The organism is Okeania sp. (assembly GCF_035285525.1).
In the GTDB taxonomy this organism is placed as follows: domain Bacteria; phylum Cyanobacteriota; class Cyanobacteriia; order Cyanobacteriales; family Microcoleaceae; genus Trichodesmium.
The window spans coordinates 1-14,722 of the sequence record NZ_JAYKGW010000023.1 but is presented as its reverse complement, the minus strand read 5'-3'; the positions used below and the strand labels follow the sequence as shown (position 1 = coordinate 14,722).

At 33.5% G+C, this 14,722-nt stretch carries 10 protein-coding genes; 8 read left to right on the top strand and 2 right to left on the bottom strand.

Going from position 1 to position 14,722, the window contains the following annotated elements:
* The first annotated feature begins 111 nt into the window (after positions 1–111).
* The gene (locus VKJ25_RS02400) at positions 112–966 is read left to right on the top strand and encodes a M15 family metallopeptidase (RefSeq protein ID WP_324235028.1); all 855 of its coding nucleotides are present in this window, start codon (positions 112–114) and stop codon (positions 964–966) included.
* A gap of 230 nt (positions 967–1,196) precedes the next feature.
* Entirely contained in the window at positions 1,197–1,415 is a 219-nt protein-coding gene (locus VKJ25_RS02395; RefSeq protein WP_324235027.1) for a hypothetical protein, read from the top strand.
* Positions 1,416–1,709: 294 nt separating this feature from the next.
* Here VKJ25_RS02395 and VKJ25_RS02390 read toward each other — a convergent pair whose 3' ends face one another.
* On the bottom strand, positions 1,710–2,912 hold the full coding sequence (locus tag VKJ25_RS02390; protein WP_324235026.1) for an argininosuccinate synthase: 1,203 nt from the start codon (positions 2,910–2,912) through the stop codon (positions 1,710–1,712).
* Positions 2,913–3,490: 578 nt separating this feature from the next.
* Here VKJ25_RS02390 and VKJ25_RS02385 point away from each other — a divergent pair.
* Positions 3,491–4,405: a glycosyltransferase family 2 protein gene (locus tag VKJ25_RS02385; RefSeq protein ID WP_324235025.1), complete on the top strand. Its 915-nt coding sequence runs from the start codon at positions 3,491–3,493 to the stop codon at positions 4,403–4,405.
* Positions 4,406–4,600: 195 nt separating this feature from the next.
* Here the strand turns inward: VKJ25_RS02385 and VKJ25_RS02380 are convergent, their stop codons facing one another.
* Complete coding sequence (locus VKJ25_RS02380) at positions 4,601–5,404, bottom strand: class I SAM-dependent methyltransferase (protein WP_324235024.1); 804 nt, start codon at positions 5,402–5,404, stop codon at positions 4,601–4,603.
* Between the two features lie 1,251 nt (positions 5,405–6,655).
* Here VKJ25_RS02380 and speE point away from each other — a divergent pair.
* From speE to VKJ25_RS02355, 5 genes are all read left to right on the top strand, one after another.
* Positions 6,656–7,600 carry a polyamine aminopropyltransferase gene (gene speE / locus VKJ25_RS02375; RefSeq protein ID WP_324235023.1) on the top strand — a complete coding sequence of 315 codons (945 nt, stop codon included), beginning with the start codon at positions 6,656–6,658 and terminating at the stop codon, positions 7,598–7,600.
* Positions 7,601–7,848: 248 nt separating this feature from the next.
* Positions 7,849–8,013, top strand: a complete 165-nt coding sequence (locus tag VKJ25_RS02370; RefSeq protein WP_324235022.1) for a YqaE/Pmp3 family membrane protein — start codon at positions 7,849–7,851, stop codon at positions 8,011–8,013.
* A 906-nt stretch (positions 8,014–8,919) separates the two neighbouring features.
* Complete coding sequence (locus tag VKJ25_RS02365) at positions 8,920–9,987, top strand: branched-chain amino acid aminotransferase (protein WP_324235021.1); 1,068 nt, start codon at positions 8,920–8,922, stop codon at positions 9,985–9,987.
* Positions 9,988–11,288: 1,301 nt separating this feature from the next.
* Positions 11,289–12,497 carry a pre-peptidase C-terminal domain-containing protein gene (locus tag VKJ25_RS02360; RefSeq protein ID WP_324235020.1) on the top strand — a complete coding sequence of 403 codons (1,209 nt, stop codon included), beginning with the start codon at positions 11,289–11,291 and terminating at the stop codon, positions 12,495–12,497.
* Positions 12,498–13,153: 656 nt separating this feature from the next.
* Positions 13,154–14,503 carry a BAR domain-containing protein gene (locus VKJ25_RS02355; protein ID WP_324235019.1) on the top strand — a complete coding sequence of 450 codons (1,350 nt, stop codon included), beginning with the start codon at positions 13,154–13,156 and terminating at the stop codon, positions 14,501–14,503.
* Positions 14,504–14,722 lie beyond the last annotated feature (219 nt).

The window sequence follows — 14,722 nt, the reverse complement described above, 5'->3', positions numbered from 1 at the left end:
TCTTAGTTGATCTAGGGAATTAATTTGATTTTTAGTTGTTGGAGATGTCTATTCCACCTTAAATTCTGACTTTTGACTTTTGACTTTTGACTTTCTTTTGAGGAGTTTTAGGTGAAAATTTTGAATAAGCTAGGTTTATTAAAAAAAAGACCAGACGAGGAAAAATTGCCAGTAGATGACATTCCTGAAGCAGTAAGAGATGAATACGAAGGTACAAAAAATCAACCTTTTCAATCTCAGAAAACATGGCAGGTTTGGCAACTACTAATGATAGGAGCGATCGCTCTGATAATTAGTATTGGTTTGCACTTCCAATTTCAGAAAATTCCAGACAATTTTTCAATTGCCCAAATGAAACAAAATATTGGCAAAAAAGTAGTCGAACCATCTCCAACTTCTACAGAAACGCTTTCACCCTCCCCATCTTTTAGTCCTTCCATTCAGCAGAAAGAAAATATATTAGGACATTTGCCCTACAAAGAAGTATCTTGGCAAGAACTAACTCCTGTATTTGGCAAACAAAATATTAAACTACATTCAAATGCAGCAAAAAAGTTTAAGGTTATGGCAAATGCAGCTTGGTCTGCAAATATTGAGTTAGTTCCTATTTCGGGGTTCAGAACTGTGGCAGATCAAGAGTATTTATTTTTTGAGGTTAAAGCAGAGCGGGGACAAGAAACATCTCAAAGAGCTGAAGTTAGTGCCCCTCCTGGTTATAGCGAACATCATACAGGTTATGCTATTGATATTGGGGATGCTATATCACCAGAGAGTAATCTCAGTGTTAGTTTTGAAAATACTAGGGCGTTTCAATGGTTAGAAAAAAATGCTGGTAATTATGGTTTTGAGTTATCTTTCCCCAGAGATAACCCTCAAGGTATTAGTTATGAACCTTGGCATTGGCGTTTTGTAGGAGATAGTCATAGTTCAAAGATTTTTGAGCAGGCAAGGTCACTTGATGAGTAGGAGAGTTTGGGGAGAGTGAGAAGTGAGAGAAGGCTTCTAACCTGAATTATTAATTATTAATTAGGACTTGCTGAATAAATATAAAATCATTGAAAACTAAAAGTTTGAGCTTTTTTAAGTCCTAAAAAAGTACCTAGTCTTTGGTTTTTGTCGTTTCAAAATGGTAGAGTTTTGTTACTTACAATCAGAAAATTTGTCCGTAGCAGATACTCTAAACTTTTCCCAGTTAAGTGTTCCCTACCTTCACCATCAGACTTTTACGGTTCCCGATAAATCAGCCAACCCTAATTATTTATTATTCATTATTTTCTAATTCTCCAAAGCGATCGCGATCAAGAGATAATCAAGATTCTAATTTTTCTGCTTCTTGTCTTACTAAAATCTCCCGGTTTAAAGCTTCTTGTAATTCTTCAGAAATTAACAATTTTTCTCCTGTATCTTCTCGATAAAATCCTATTAATTTACCCTCTACTTTTAACCTTAATTTTAAAGGTTCACCTCTACCATCTGTAATTAATTCATAAACTTTCGTTTTTTCGTCTAAACGATACCCTTGTAATTTCTCTTTTATCCATTCTCCTTTCGGGTCAAATAACGAATATAATCAACAGACGATATCCTTGCAATATTAGGTAATATTTTTTATAAATTATTCGGTTATTAACTATATCACAAAAACTATTTCTGTAGAGACAAAATTTCATCCCTACAGAAATAATCAAACTCAAAAAATCGACGTTCTACTAACCTCTCATTTTCTCAGACCAAACACGAGTCGGCAAACCCCAAACATAAATAAATCCTTCCGCAGCTTTATGGTCAAACTCATCCTCTGCACCATAAGTCGCTAAATCAAAACTATACAAAGAATTATCCGACTTACGACCGACAACCATCATATTACCCTTAAACAACTTCACTCGTACAACACCAGTCACCCTTTCCTGAGTCTCCTGAATAAAAGCATCCAACGCACCCTTCAACGGGCTAAACCACAAACCGTTATAAACTAACTGACTGTAAGTTTCCTCAATACCCCGCTTATAACGAGTCACATCAGCAGTTAAAGTCAAACTTTCTAAGTCTCGGTGTGCTTGAATTAAAATCCACATCGCTGGACACTCATAAATTTCTCTTGACTTAATCCCCACTAAACGATTTTCAATCATGTCTATTCTCCCAACACCATGATTTCCCCCTATCTGATTAAGTTTACTTATTAACTCAATACCATCCATTCTTTGACCGTTGAGACTAACAGGAATACCCCCCTCAAAACCAATCTCAACATATTCTGGTTCGTTGGGAGTATTAGCGATCGCCTTGGTCATTCCATAAACTGCCTCTGGAGGTTCCACCCAAGGATCTTCCAACTCACCTGCTTCGATGGCCATCCCCAATAAATTTTTATCTATACTGTAAGGGGAAGATTTTTTCACAGGAGCAGGAATGCCATATTTTTCACCATAAGCGATAGTTTCTTCCCGACTCATTCCCCACTCCCGTGCTGGAGCGAGAATCTTAATTTTCGGATTTAGGCCGGCAATAGCAACGTCAAATCTTACTTGGTCGTTACCTTTTCCCGTACAACCGTGGGCAATAGCATCAGCACCATATTTTTCTGCTGCCTCTACTAATATTTTGGCAATTAAAGGTCTAGCTAATGCTGTTGAGAGAGGGTAACGATTTTCATATAGGGCATTTGCTTGAATTGCAGGAAAAGCATATTCTTTGATTAGAGGTTCGACAACATCTATGACCAGAGATTCGACTGCCCCAGAATTTAAGGCTTTTTTCTGAACTGCTTCTAGTTCGTCTCCTTGTCCTAAATCTGCTGCTAGGGTAATTACTTCTTTTACTCCCCACTCATTTTTTAGGTAGGGGATACAAACGGAGGTATCTACTCCTCCGGAATATGCTAGTACAACTTTATTGGCACGACTCATGTTTTTCTTGAAAAATTAAGGACTGAATCTCTTATTATCAGATTAAATGCGTCGTTTTATTGTCATTTTAGGTAAAGATTTTTGTTATACTCAAGAATCTGAAGAAATTCAACTAGAGGAAAAAAACAAAATTTTTCGGAAATTTTTTCTGATTTTTAAAATTGGAAAGAAATTTCTAGCTAAGTTTGATTGAGAATCTTAGGGAAAACTATAACGTTATAGTTTGGGAAGTAGAAGATTGAGATATTATCTTTCTTGCCTTAATTTCCAAAATTCCATAGTTAGGAGAAACTCAAAATTTTTCTGATTTGGAAAATTGAAAAGAAATTTCTAGCTAAATTTGTTTGAGAATCTTAGCTCAACCTATAACGTTATAGTTTTGAGGTAGAAAATGCAGATATTAAAGCAGATTTCATCTCAATAACTTACGAGTCTCAGAAGCAAAATAGCTATATAACAAGATTTTAGCATCAATAATCTACCAAGAGAAAATAAACTTCAGTGTTTCAACCCCAATACTTCATTCAACCAGAGGTACTAATAACTAATAACTGATAACTGATAACTGAAATAGATATATGTTTTTCAGCATAATTATTCCCACCTATAATCGCCTACCAATTTTAGAAAAATGCCTCCGCGCCTTAGAAAGTCAAATTTATGAACAACCCATAACCCAATATGAAGTAATAGTAGTCGATGATGGCTCAACAGATAATACCATCCCTTGGCTAAAAACAAATGCCAAAGAATTTCCCCATCTCCAACTTTTTTGTCAATCTCACCAAGGCCCAGCAGCAGCTAGAAATTTAGGAATTGAAGCAGCCAAAGGAAATTTTATCATATTTATAGACAGTGACTTAGTAGTAACAGATAATTTTCTTCAGGCACACGCAAATGCTTTAAGTAAATATGGAAAAAATTCAAATCGTATATTTACTTATGGCAGAGTAATTAATACTTGTAATTTTGACTTTCCAACTTCAGAACCTTATAAATTAACAGATTTTTCTGCAGCCTTTTTTGCTACAGGAAATGTAGCGATCGCTCGTCATTGGTTAATTGAAGCCGGATTATTTGATCTAGATTTTCAACAGTATGGTTGGGAAGATTTAGAATTAGGAGTTAGGTTAAAAAAATTAGGTTTAAAATTAATTAAATGCCCAGAAGCTGTAGGTTATCATTGGCATCCACCCTTTTCTTTAGAGCAATTACCAAGAATGATTGATAGAGAAATGCAAAGGGGGGAAATGGGAGTTTTGTTTTATCAAAAACATCCGACTTGGGAAGTTAAAATGATGATTCAAATGACATGGATACATAGATTATTATGGGGATTTTTATCATTAGGAGGAAGATTAAATGAAAAGACAATGGCTGTTTTTTTGCAATGGTTAATTGACCGAGGAAAATCGCAGTTAGCATTAGAAATTTCTCGAATATTTTTAAATTGGTATAATGTCAAAGCTGTTTATAAAGCAATTAGTAATTAATAATTAATAATTAATAATTAATAATTAATAATTATTAATTAATTATTAGGGTTTGCTGAATTATCAATTATCCATATATGAATTATTTATTATGTAAGTATTTAGCAGTCAGCGATTAGCTATTATTTAGGCGATAAAAGTTTTATTAAGCAAGATTGCTGAGAGCTGAGAGCTAATAGCTGAATGCTTACTTGATTATTCATTAATTTTATAAGCGACAATCCTAATTCTCTTATAATCAGCTATCCATTTACCCTTCTTATATAAATGAGGACGCAATCTATCTTTAATATCATCAATAATAATATTTTGCTTTTTTTCTGGGATTCCTACAAAGAAACAACTCGCGAACATCCTAATCCAATTTCCCAGACCATATTCTCCATCTTCAAGTTTAGTTGGTCTATCTACCAAACTAGCAAAAGTCAATAAAAACCCCTCCGATTCTAAAAGATTAGCATATTCTCCTACAGAGGGAAAATACCAAGGATTAAGTTGTTTATTTCTACCATAACCAGCAGCATCTAAAGCTTCATAAATACCATTAATAATTGTTTTAATATTACCTTTTCCACCAAATTCTGTAACAAAACGACCTCCTGGTTTAAGTACACGCCAAATATTATGAATAACCTTTTTTGGTTCTTTAATCCAATGAAGGGCTGCATTAGAAAACACTGCATCAAATGTTTCTTTCAATTCAAAATTAATTCCATCTCCTACTAAAAACTTAATATCTGGATAATAACGATGAGCTTCTTCAATCATAATTGGAGCATTATCAATTCCTATAACTTTTGCTCCTCTGGTAGTAATTTTATAGGTCAAATGACCTGTACCACAACCAAGGTCAAGAATTTTTTCACCTATTTGAGGGTGAAGTAATTCTAATAAATCTAATGCTAAGTTAGAAACAAAGGAATGTTTGCTGTCGTAAAGTTCTGTATTCCACTCCTGGTAAGAAATATCTGGAAAGTTGTTAGTTGTATTATTTTGCATAGCGCTATGAAGACTAACTTATTGAATAAATTATACTTTAGCAATCCGAAATGATTCGTGAAAAAAGTTGTAGGAATTTGGTTTCCAAATCTAAGCAAAAATGGGAGGGATTTGGAGAGGAAATTCCTATGATAAAAGGGTAAGCATTTCCTACGGAATGCTGGGGAAACAGCATTCAGCATTCAGCTATTAGCTATTTATTTTAGTTTTAGATAAAAGCTTTATGAATGGAGATAAATTTAATTTTACTATCAAAGCTGACTTGATAGGTTAATTCATTTAAAGCTTCACCTTGAGGTTTAGATATTATTGCTAATAGCTAACGGTTAATAGCTGAATGTTTAAATCAAATAAAATGTTACAAACTATTTAGAATTACTATTGAAGACAAGCTATAACTGGTTAAGTCAAAAATAAGATTTGACTAATAAGTTTAAATAATTTTAATTAGGAAAAATCGTTTTTGTTCTTGAGATATTGAGTAAAATTACTCTATATCATCATGGATAAAATTTAGGTGATTTAGTTAATAATATAGCAATCCTAAATTGGTTATGATAATTTTTATAACAATTAATATTTAACTAGGACTTGCTGAAAAAGTCTGATGGTGGGAATAGGAAGTAGGGAGTAGGGAGTAGGAAGTCCTAGAGACATAGGAATGTCTGTACAGAATTAAGAGAGATAGGAGTTACAGAGAGAGAAGTTGGCCGGAGAAAGAGTAAGAGTGATTCTTCTATCATAGTCAGCCAAAAATGCTCAATTTTTGATTTTTCCGGAACCGTACCTCACTAGCCTAAAACTTCCCACTTTTTGATACCTAAAAACCTGAAAACCTTTATCTCTCAATGCCTCTATATTTAATCAGCCAGCCTTAAGCAGTCGTGCCAAATCAATTTTCTAGTTGAGAGAGGGAGAGAGAAATAGAAAGTCAAGAAAATGTGTAATTAGGACTGGCTGATTAAATCTAAAAGTATTCATAGATAAAGGTTTCAATCTTTATTATGGTCTAAATTAGTAAAAATGGCTTCACAGCTCGAACAATAGACCATTCAATCTACTCACTCTGTTGATCCAAGAAAGCCTTTAATTCCCGCGTCCCCTATCTCCACATCTCAGTTTCCAAACAACTTCTGACTTCGTTAAATCTGCTTTGTATACTAATTTGCTTGGAATCAAAAACCATTTTGTGCTAAAAATTACATTCTATCTCAATATCTGAGATAAATATTTCATTTAGGAGTATGTCTTATGGCAGATAGTGAAGTTGGTGCAGATTTATGGGTAAGTGAGTATATCACACCTTGGGATATTTATGTTCATGGTCTTACTAAAGTTCTTGCTTACAAGAAAACTACTTATCAAGAAATGTACATTGTAGAAACAGGTATTTACGGTAAAGCACTGGTTCTTGATGGTAAATGGCAATCTTGTACAGGAGATGAATTTTTATACCATGAACCTCTAGTACATCCTCCGATGATATATCATGGTTCTCCTCGTAAAGTCCTGGTTCTTGGTGGTGGTGAGGGAGCAACTATTCGAGAGGTCTTACGTTGGCAAACTGTCGAAAAAGTGGCCATGATTGATATTGATGGAGAAGTGGTAGAAGCTTGTAGGGAGTATTTGCCAGAAATGCACCAGAATGCTTTTAATGACCCTCGCCTCCAATTAGTTATTGGTGATGCTTTAGAATTTTTAGATAATTCTAGTGAGAGTTGGGATGTAGTTATTTCTGACCTTTCCGATCCTATTGAGGAAGGACCATCATTTCAATTATTTACTAAGGATTATTTTGAAAAAATTCTACAGGTACTTACTCCAGGAGGATTTTTTGTTGTCCAAGCTGGTCCGGTTTCTCCAGGAGAAATGAAACTTCATGCTCGAATTGTTAATACAATGAAGGCTGTATTTCCTTATGTTCAGTCCTATAGCAGTCATGTCCCTACTTATGGCCGACCCTGGGGCTTTGTTTTGGGTTCAAGAGCAATGATTAATAGTTTTCCTAATACAGAAGAAATTGATCAACTTTTGGCAGAAAAAACTATTGGTGGGTTGAGAATGCTGGATGGGGTTACTTTATTGGGAATTTTACAAGTTCCTAAACATCTCCGGGAGGCGATCGCCACTGAGACGGAAGTTTATACAATAGCCGAACCTCCTAAGTTTTTCGGTAAAGGCTCTAGGAAGAGTTGAAGTTATATTTAGGAAGGAAGATTTTTATTAATTGATAATGAATGATGGATAATTAGAGTATTAGTAAAGTTCTCTAGAAAATTAGAGACTTAAAAAAACTCTTTTCTTATCAATTATCTATTGGTAAAGAAACTAGAAAGTTAATTATTAATATTCTCTAGTTTCAAATATTCTATAATTCCTGAAATTTGTGGCTAATGCCATACAATGAAAAAAATGATAGTTGAACAATTACAAGAGTAACTAAAATGACTATACTACGAATTCTAGCTGCTATATTTTTACCTCCTTTAGGTGTTTTCTTAACTGTTGGTTTAGGTGGTGCTTTTTGGATTAATATTCTGCTAACAATTCTAGGTTTTATTCCTGGAATTATTCATGCTATTTGGGTGATTGCCAAACATGATGATTAATCAATATAAGTATTTAGATATTAGCTGTCAGCTCTCAATTATCAACAATAAAAAACTCAATTTTAAGGAAGAGGTTTCAACAAATATAGACTTGAAAACTTCAAATAAAGTTGCTGATTTATCGGGAACCGTATAATAAAGCTTTTATCAAAAACTAAAAGTAATAGTTGAACTGGGGATTTACGACCCAGGAAGCTGGCTTATAGCTGAGGGATAAATGCTTGTATTAGACAGTTAAAATGGGGATGGGTATTTGATTTTATTTGGATGATAGTTAATCATCAATTAAAATTAATCCATCCCCATTCAGTTATCAGTTATAAGTACCTCAAATCTATAGCAGGGAACACTTAAGTGGGAACAGGAAACAGTTGAAAAAGTGTTTCCCTGGTCTTTGATTCATCATCAGTTCATGTCCTAACTGCCAAGGCGGTTGCTATAAAGTATCGGGATTAAGATACTGAATTTTTTGGGGAATAGTTCAAACGGAAATATTCCATAAATAAAGTGTAAGTATTTCCTGGGTTATGCTGCGCAAACAGCAAATCTTATCTAAACTAAAATAGCTTTATAATAGACATCTTCAAAAATAAAAAGTAAAATCAATTATTATCCATAAATTATCAATTATTATTCCCTGTTAAGCGTTAATTTTTCTCTCTTTTCTGGAGATATCTAATGAATATAAGCTTTCAAGTCGGTTTTGATAGTAAGATTCAATTTACCTCAACTAATAAAGCTTTTATCTCAAACAAAAATAAATAGCTGACCGCTAAATGCTGACGATGTAGAATGCTGACAATAAAGTTGACCAAAATTCCTAATTTTTCCTTTAACTGCTGTAACTATCAAATTATTAATGGTATTCTAGAAAAACTGTAGTTACTATTCTGGAGCCAGACGATAATGCAAATAGTTAATTCTCAAATATCTATAGAAAAAACTAGCCACTCTCGAATTAAAGAACAAGATATTAATAATAGTCCTTTTGGTAAAGTATTTAGCGACCATATGTTAGTTGCTACATACTTAGATGGTACTTGGCAAGAGGTAAAAATTGTTCCTTATGGCAATATTTCTATGGCTCCTTCTATATCTGCACTGCATTATGGTCAGGCAGTTTTTGAAGGTTTAAAAGCTTATAGAAGTGCGACAGGAAATCCTTTATTATTTCGCCCGCAAGCTAATTATAAACGGATTAATGAATCAGCTTTTCGATTATGTATGCCATCCATTCCTGAAGAAATTTTTATTGATGGTTTAAAAGAATTAATTAAGCTGGATGCTGATTGGATTCCTACTCAATCTGGTAGTGTATTGTATATTCGACCTGTTTATTTTGCCACTGATGAATCGGTTGGTCTAAAACCAGCAAAGAGTTATAAATTTATTATTATTACTTGTCCGGTAGGTGCTTATTATTCTGAACCAGTAAAATTAATTGTAACTGATAAATATATTCGAGCTGCTGAAGGAGGAACTGGTGCAGCTAAATGTGCTGGTAATTATGGTGGTAGTTTATTGGCAGATAAAGAAGCTAAAGAACAGGGTTATGATAATGTTTTATGGTTGGATGGGAAAGAGAAAAAATATATTGAAGAATGTGGCACAATGAATGTGGCTTTTGTTATTAATAATGTGGTTGTTACTCCTCAGTTAACAGGAACTATTTTGCCCGGAATTACTAGAGATAGTGTATTAACTTTATTTAGAGATATGAATGTTAGAGTTGAGGAAAGATTAATTTCTATTGATGAAGTAGCAAAAGCTTATGAAGAGGGGAATCTTTCGGAAGCATTTGGTATGGGAACTGCTGCTACTATTGCTCATATTTCTATGATTAATTATCAAGGTAAAGATATGATTTTACCCCCTGTTTCTGAACGTAAATATGCTTCTCAAGTTTTGCAAAAATTAGAAGATATTAAAACTGATAAAGTTACTGAATCTTATGGTTGGGTTTGTGAGTTGTAAACTTTAATAAGTTAAGTAGTCGTGCCAAATAAATTCCTGAATTAATAGAGGGAAAACTTAACTGAAAACAGAAAATATGATAAAAATAAAAAATAGATGTATCTTATTACTCTGGAAAACCCTATATTGCTTATACTCGTTTGAAATAATTAGAGTTTACTGATTAAATCTAAAAAGATTCACAGTAAGCATTCAGCACTCAGCATTCAGGACTCAGCTATTGATTTGATTTTGAGAAAAAAGATTTATGATACGACTCGGTGATAAATCAGAAATTTTTCTGACTACAAAATTCAGTTTTCACTTTCTTGATTCGTTTAAATATCTTGCTTAAAACTGAGTTTTTTATTGCTGATAGCTGAGGTGCTAATAGCTGAATGCTTGCGATTCACAGATAAATATTGTAGCCTTTTTATATCAAAAAAAGTACCAGATTTTTGGCTTATAAACCTCAAAAATTTGGTATTTGTGCAAGAGTTGGGCAAGGGATAATTTTTCCGATTTATCGGGAACCGTGTACCTCCTATACAACAACTCCTTATTAATCTTAATTCTTTAGGGGTGTTCCTGCAACGTCCCTACCTTGACAAAAAGACTTTTCATGCGCAAACCCTAATTAGGGCTGGCTGAAAAAGTATAAAAGTATTGACAGATAAAGCTTTTAGGAACTTGTTTGTCTAAAAAAAGTACCAGCTTTTAGGTCAGAAAGGTTAAAAAAGTTAGCCTTCTGATACTAACTAGAACAGAAAAATTAAGAGACAATTATTCCAACTAATTCCTCTATAACTCCTATTCCTCCTCACTCTGTGCGGACTGTGCAACGTCCCTACTACTCCCTCCCTACTTTAACCATCAGACTTTCCATGTGCAAACCCTAATTAGAATTTCCTGAAAAACGAGAATGTGGGAGAGTGGGAAGTGTCAGAAGATAGAGAAATTTGGAGGAATAATTGTTCCTTAATTTTTCTGCCATACTAAGCAAAAAGTGCTAAAATTTTGAATATTTTCGGCTGGAACAAGGGCACTTTTTTACACCCTAAAAATTCTCAAACTTTTACCTCTAAAAGAAAAAGCTTTTAGATTTATTCAGCAAACCCTAATTAGCGAAGTTAATGAAATTAGCTAAATTAGTTAAGTTAGCTATAAACTTGGTATGCTGGTTCTAATATTAATCAAGTAGAGTCTATTAACAAGGTTTTAAATTAAGAACAGCTATATGCTGCTCCAAAACCTAATTTCCTGAAAATATATCTCAAGCTTTACTTGATATTTTAACTTAGAAAATTAAAAGGTATAAACTAATGAGTGGTTTTAGACAAGTTGGCGATATCTTAGCCCCTAATGGAGCAGAACAAATATTAATACCATCATCAGAAATTGACTTTAATCAACCTTTAACTGTGACAGTATTTCCAATTAGTCCTAGTCCAAATGGAGAAATTACTCTTGACACTGAATTAATATTAGATGGAAATGCCTCAGATTTACCACTTTTTGGTGATTCTGGTGGCGTCGGGGAAGCTGAACAAATTATTTACAATCCGATAGTATCAAATATAAACTATACAGCTACAGTCGGAAGTGTTAATGGCACTACTGGATTTTACTTGTTAGAAGTTAACTCAGAAGATCCCAATAACGACTTTTCTGATACTGCGGTTTCTATTGGTAATGCGTTTAATAATCCATTAGTTAATGGTTTTGTTGGTAGTAGTGACGCCGATGATTGGTATAACTTTGAAGTCCCTAGTGATAGTCAGATTACAGTTATACTAGATGCCATCCAGGACAATGCTCAACTAGAGTTATATGACGCCACCTTAAATTTGGTAAACTCGGTACCAGCAGAAGTAACCAATAACGGGTTAATCACTGAAAATCTTACGACAGGGAATTATTTGCTCAGAGTCACACCTGTTGATAATAGCGTGAGTATTCCTGATGGACAAGAATCTTCTACAGAGTATACATTGACCGTCGGACAATTTAGTGGTAATCCTGGAGGTATTAATTTTAGTGGTGAATCTCAAGATGTATTGCGCTTCTGGAACTTTACATCACAATCACATATATTCACATCTAATCAAACTGAAATAGATGATTTAACAGGTCAACCTAACCTTTATCAGGGGGAAGGTAATGAGTTTGATGTTCCGGTCAATGAGGGCGATCCAGTTTTTCGCTACATTAATACTGCTACAGGTAGTATCTTTTTATCATTTCAGACTGGTATAGACCTCTCTCTTCCACAGTTCGTCAATACAGGGGTAGCGTTTAATGCTTATAAACCAGTGGGTACAACGGAAACTAGACCAGCAGATGCACCTGCTGAGGCAATACCTGTTTACCGACTGACCAACTTGGATGCTGAACAAGCAAATCCTCTGAATATTACTCACTTTTATACCTCCGATCCAAGTAATAGAGAGTTAGTGCTGGACACACTCAACTATCGAGATGAGTTTATTGGTTTTTGGGCACTTCCTTCGTCTACAGATGGTTTAGTTTAGGACGGGAGAAACAAAATTTAAGGCTGTCAACCTTCGATCTAAAAATTATAGGGATTTTCTGCGGAAAGTCCCTATAATTTTTTTATGTTTACAGGACTCGTGATGGAGTGATGAGGTGATTTTACATGACTTTCTGAAAAAAGCAGAGTGTGGGGAGGGTGGGAAGACAGAGAGAGACAGTAGGAGGAATAATTTTTCCTTGATTTTTCTACCCTTGGTCTACCTAAAATCCTAGAATGAATGATTTTTCCGGAACCGTGCTTGATATAAAATCTGGTTGAATACTCGTTATATAGTTGTGGGAGATGGGGAGATAGGGAAATGGGGAGATTGAAGTGTAGAGAAAATTATGAACATATACACTTTTAACCGGATTCTATATGATAGGAGAGACCTAAAAGCAGGTAATTTTTTCATACCTAAAAATGCTAAAAGTTTTATCTGTAAAGACTTTTAGATTTAATCAGCAAACCCTACATAGACGAACAAAGAAATCGGGTTTCTTTGTATAAGTTCTGTCAGTATAAAATATTAACAAAAGTGTACCATTTATCCAAAAAATGGAGTAAAAATTTCCTCGATACTTTTCACGTTTCCTAAATTTTCTACACTTCTTATACCATTACTATGTACCACCACCAAAATTTGGTAATGCTATGAAAAATTTGAAATTAATTGAAGGAATAAAAACAGGATTAAGTTTAGTTAGTATTAACTTAGTTTTAGCACTTGTTGGTTTAGAGGCTGTTTCACTGGGATTTTATTTTTCTCAGAAAAAAGAACTATTTTATACTAGAAAAAATACTATTTCTCAAGTTAGAGAAGAATTGGAAAAAACAGGTACTAGACTGGATGAAAACTTAAATAATGAATCAATAGTGGAGCGACTACATCCTTTTTTCGGCTATGTAGTAAAACCAGGAATTTTTACCGACGAAATTGCAGGAATAAGGATTAATAATTATGGCTTTGTATCTAAATATGATTATCCTTTTATTAAAAGCAATAAAAATCAGTTTGTTATAGGTGTATTTGGTGGTTCAGTTGCTAATAATTTTGCTTTACATACGATTTTAAATGAAGTTCGGGAGGAGTCAGGGTTTATTCAATATTTAAAAGAAATTCCCCAATTAAAAGATCAAGAAATTATCATTTTATGTTTTGCTAATGGGGGTTATAAACAACCACAGCAGTTGTTAATGCTTAACTATTTTCTTTCTATTGGGCAAGAATTTGATTTAGTTATTAATATTGATGGGTTCAATGAAGTGGCACTATCTTACCAAAATAATCAGCAAAAAGTAGAATTATCTTTGCCGAGCGCACAACATATCCTACCTTTAACACAGTTAGCTAATAATGATATGTCTGTAATGAAGGCAATAGTCAAAATTAGCGAACTGAAAAATCATTTATCAATTGCTATTAATAAATTGGAAAATTGTAAATTAGTATTATGTCATAGTTGGAGAAGTTTGCAGGTTAAAGGATTATTAGATAGCTATCAAGAAGAAATTATTAAATACGATAAACAAGTCGCCAGAAATTCTAGCAAAATTGATAGTAGCAATAGTCTCATATCTTTGAAGAAAATGTCAGAAGTATTAGAAGATGAAGTTGCTTTTGAGAAAATTGCTGAAAACTGGTATGAATCATCATTAATAATGAGTCAAATTTTAGCCGAAAGAAATATATTGTATTTGCATTTTATTCAGCCTAATCAATATTATCAGACAGCAAGAGTATTTAGCCCAGAAGAAAAAATATTTATTATTGAAAATCATCCTTATGCCATAGGAGTTAGAAAAGGTTATCCAGTGTTACTTTCTCAAATTAATAGCTTAGAAAAAGCCAATGTTAATATATTTAATGCTGTGAAGATTTTTGATAAGGAAAAAGAAATAGTTTACCGAGATGATTGCTGCCATTATAATATGATTGGTCAGACAATCTTAGACAAGTATATTGCTAATTCAATTAAAACTTTTATGGAACAGAAAGAATGACAAGACAACCCCACGATCAATTTTCTAAGCAATACCTCAAAGAATTACTTTCACCTTTTGGTAAAGTCGAAATTAGTTGAGAAGTAACTGGGGAAGTTAGACAAGTAGATATTTATTTTTCTCCAGCTTCAAAACTTCCTATTTATGACTTAAATTTCCAAGTGTTAGATAGAATATTATTGAGTGATTGTTTAATTGAACCATTTAGAAATCAACCCA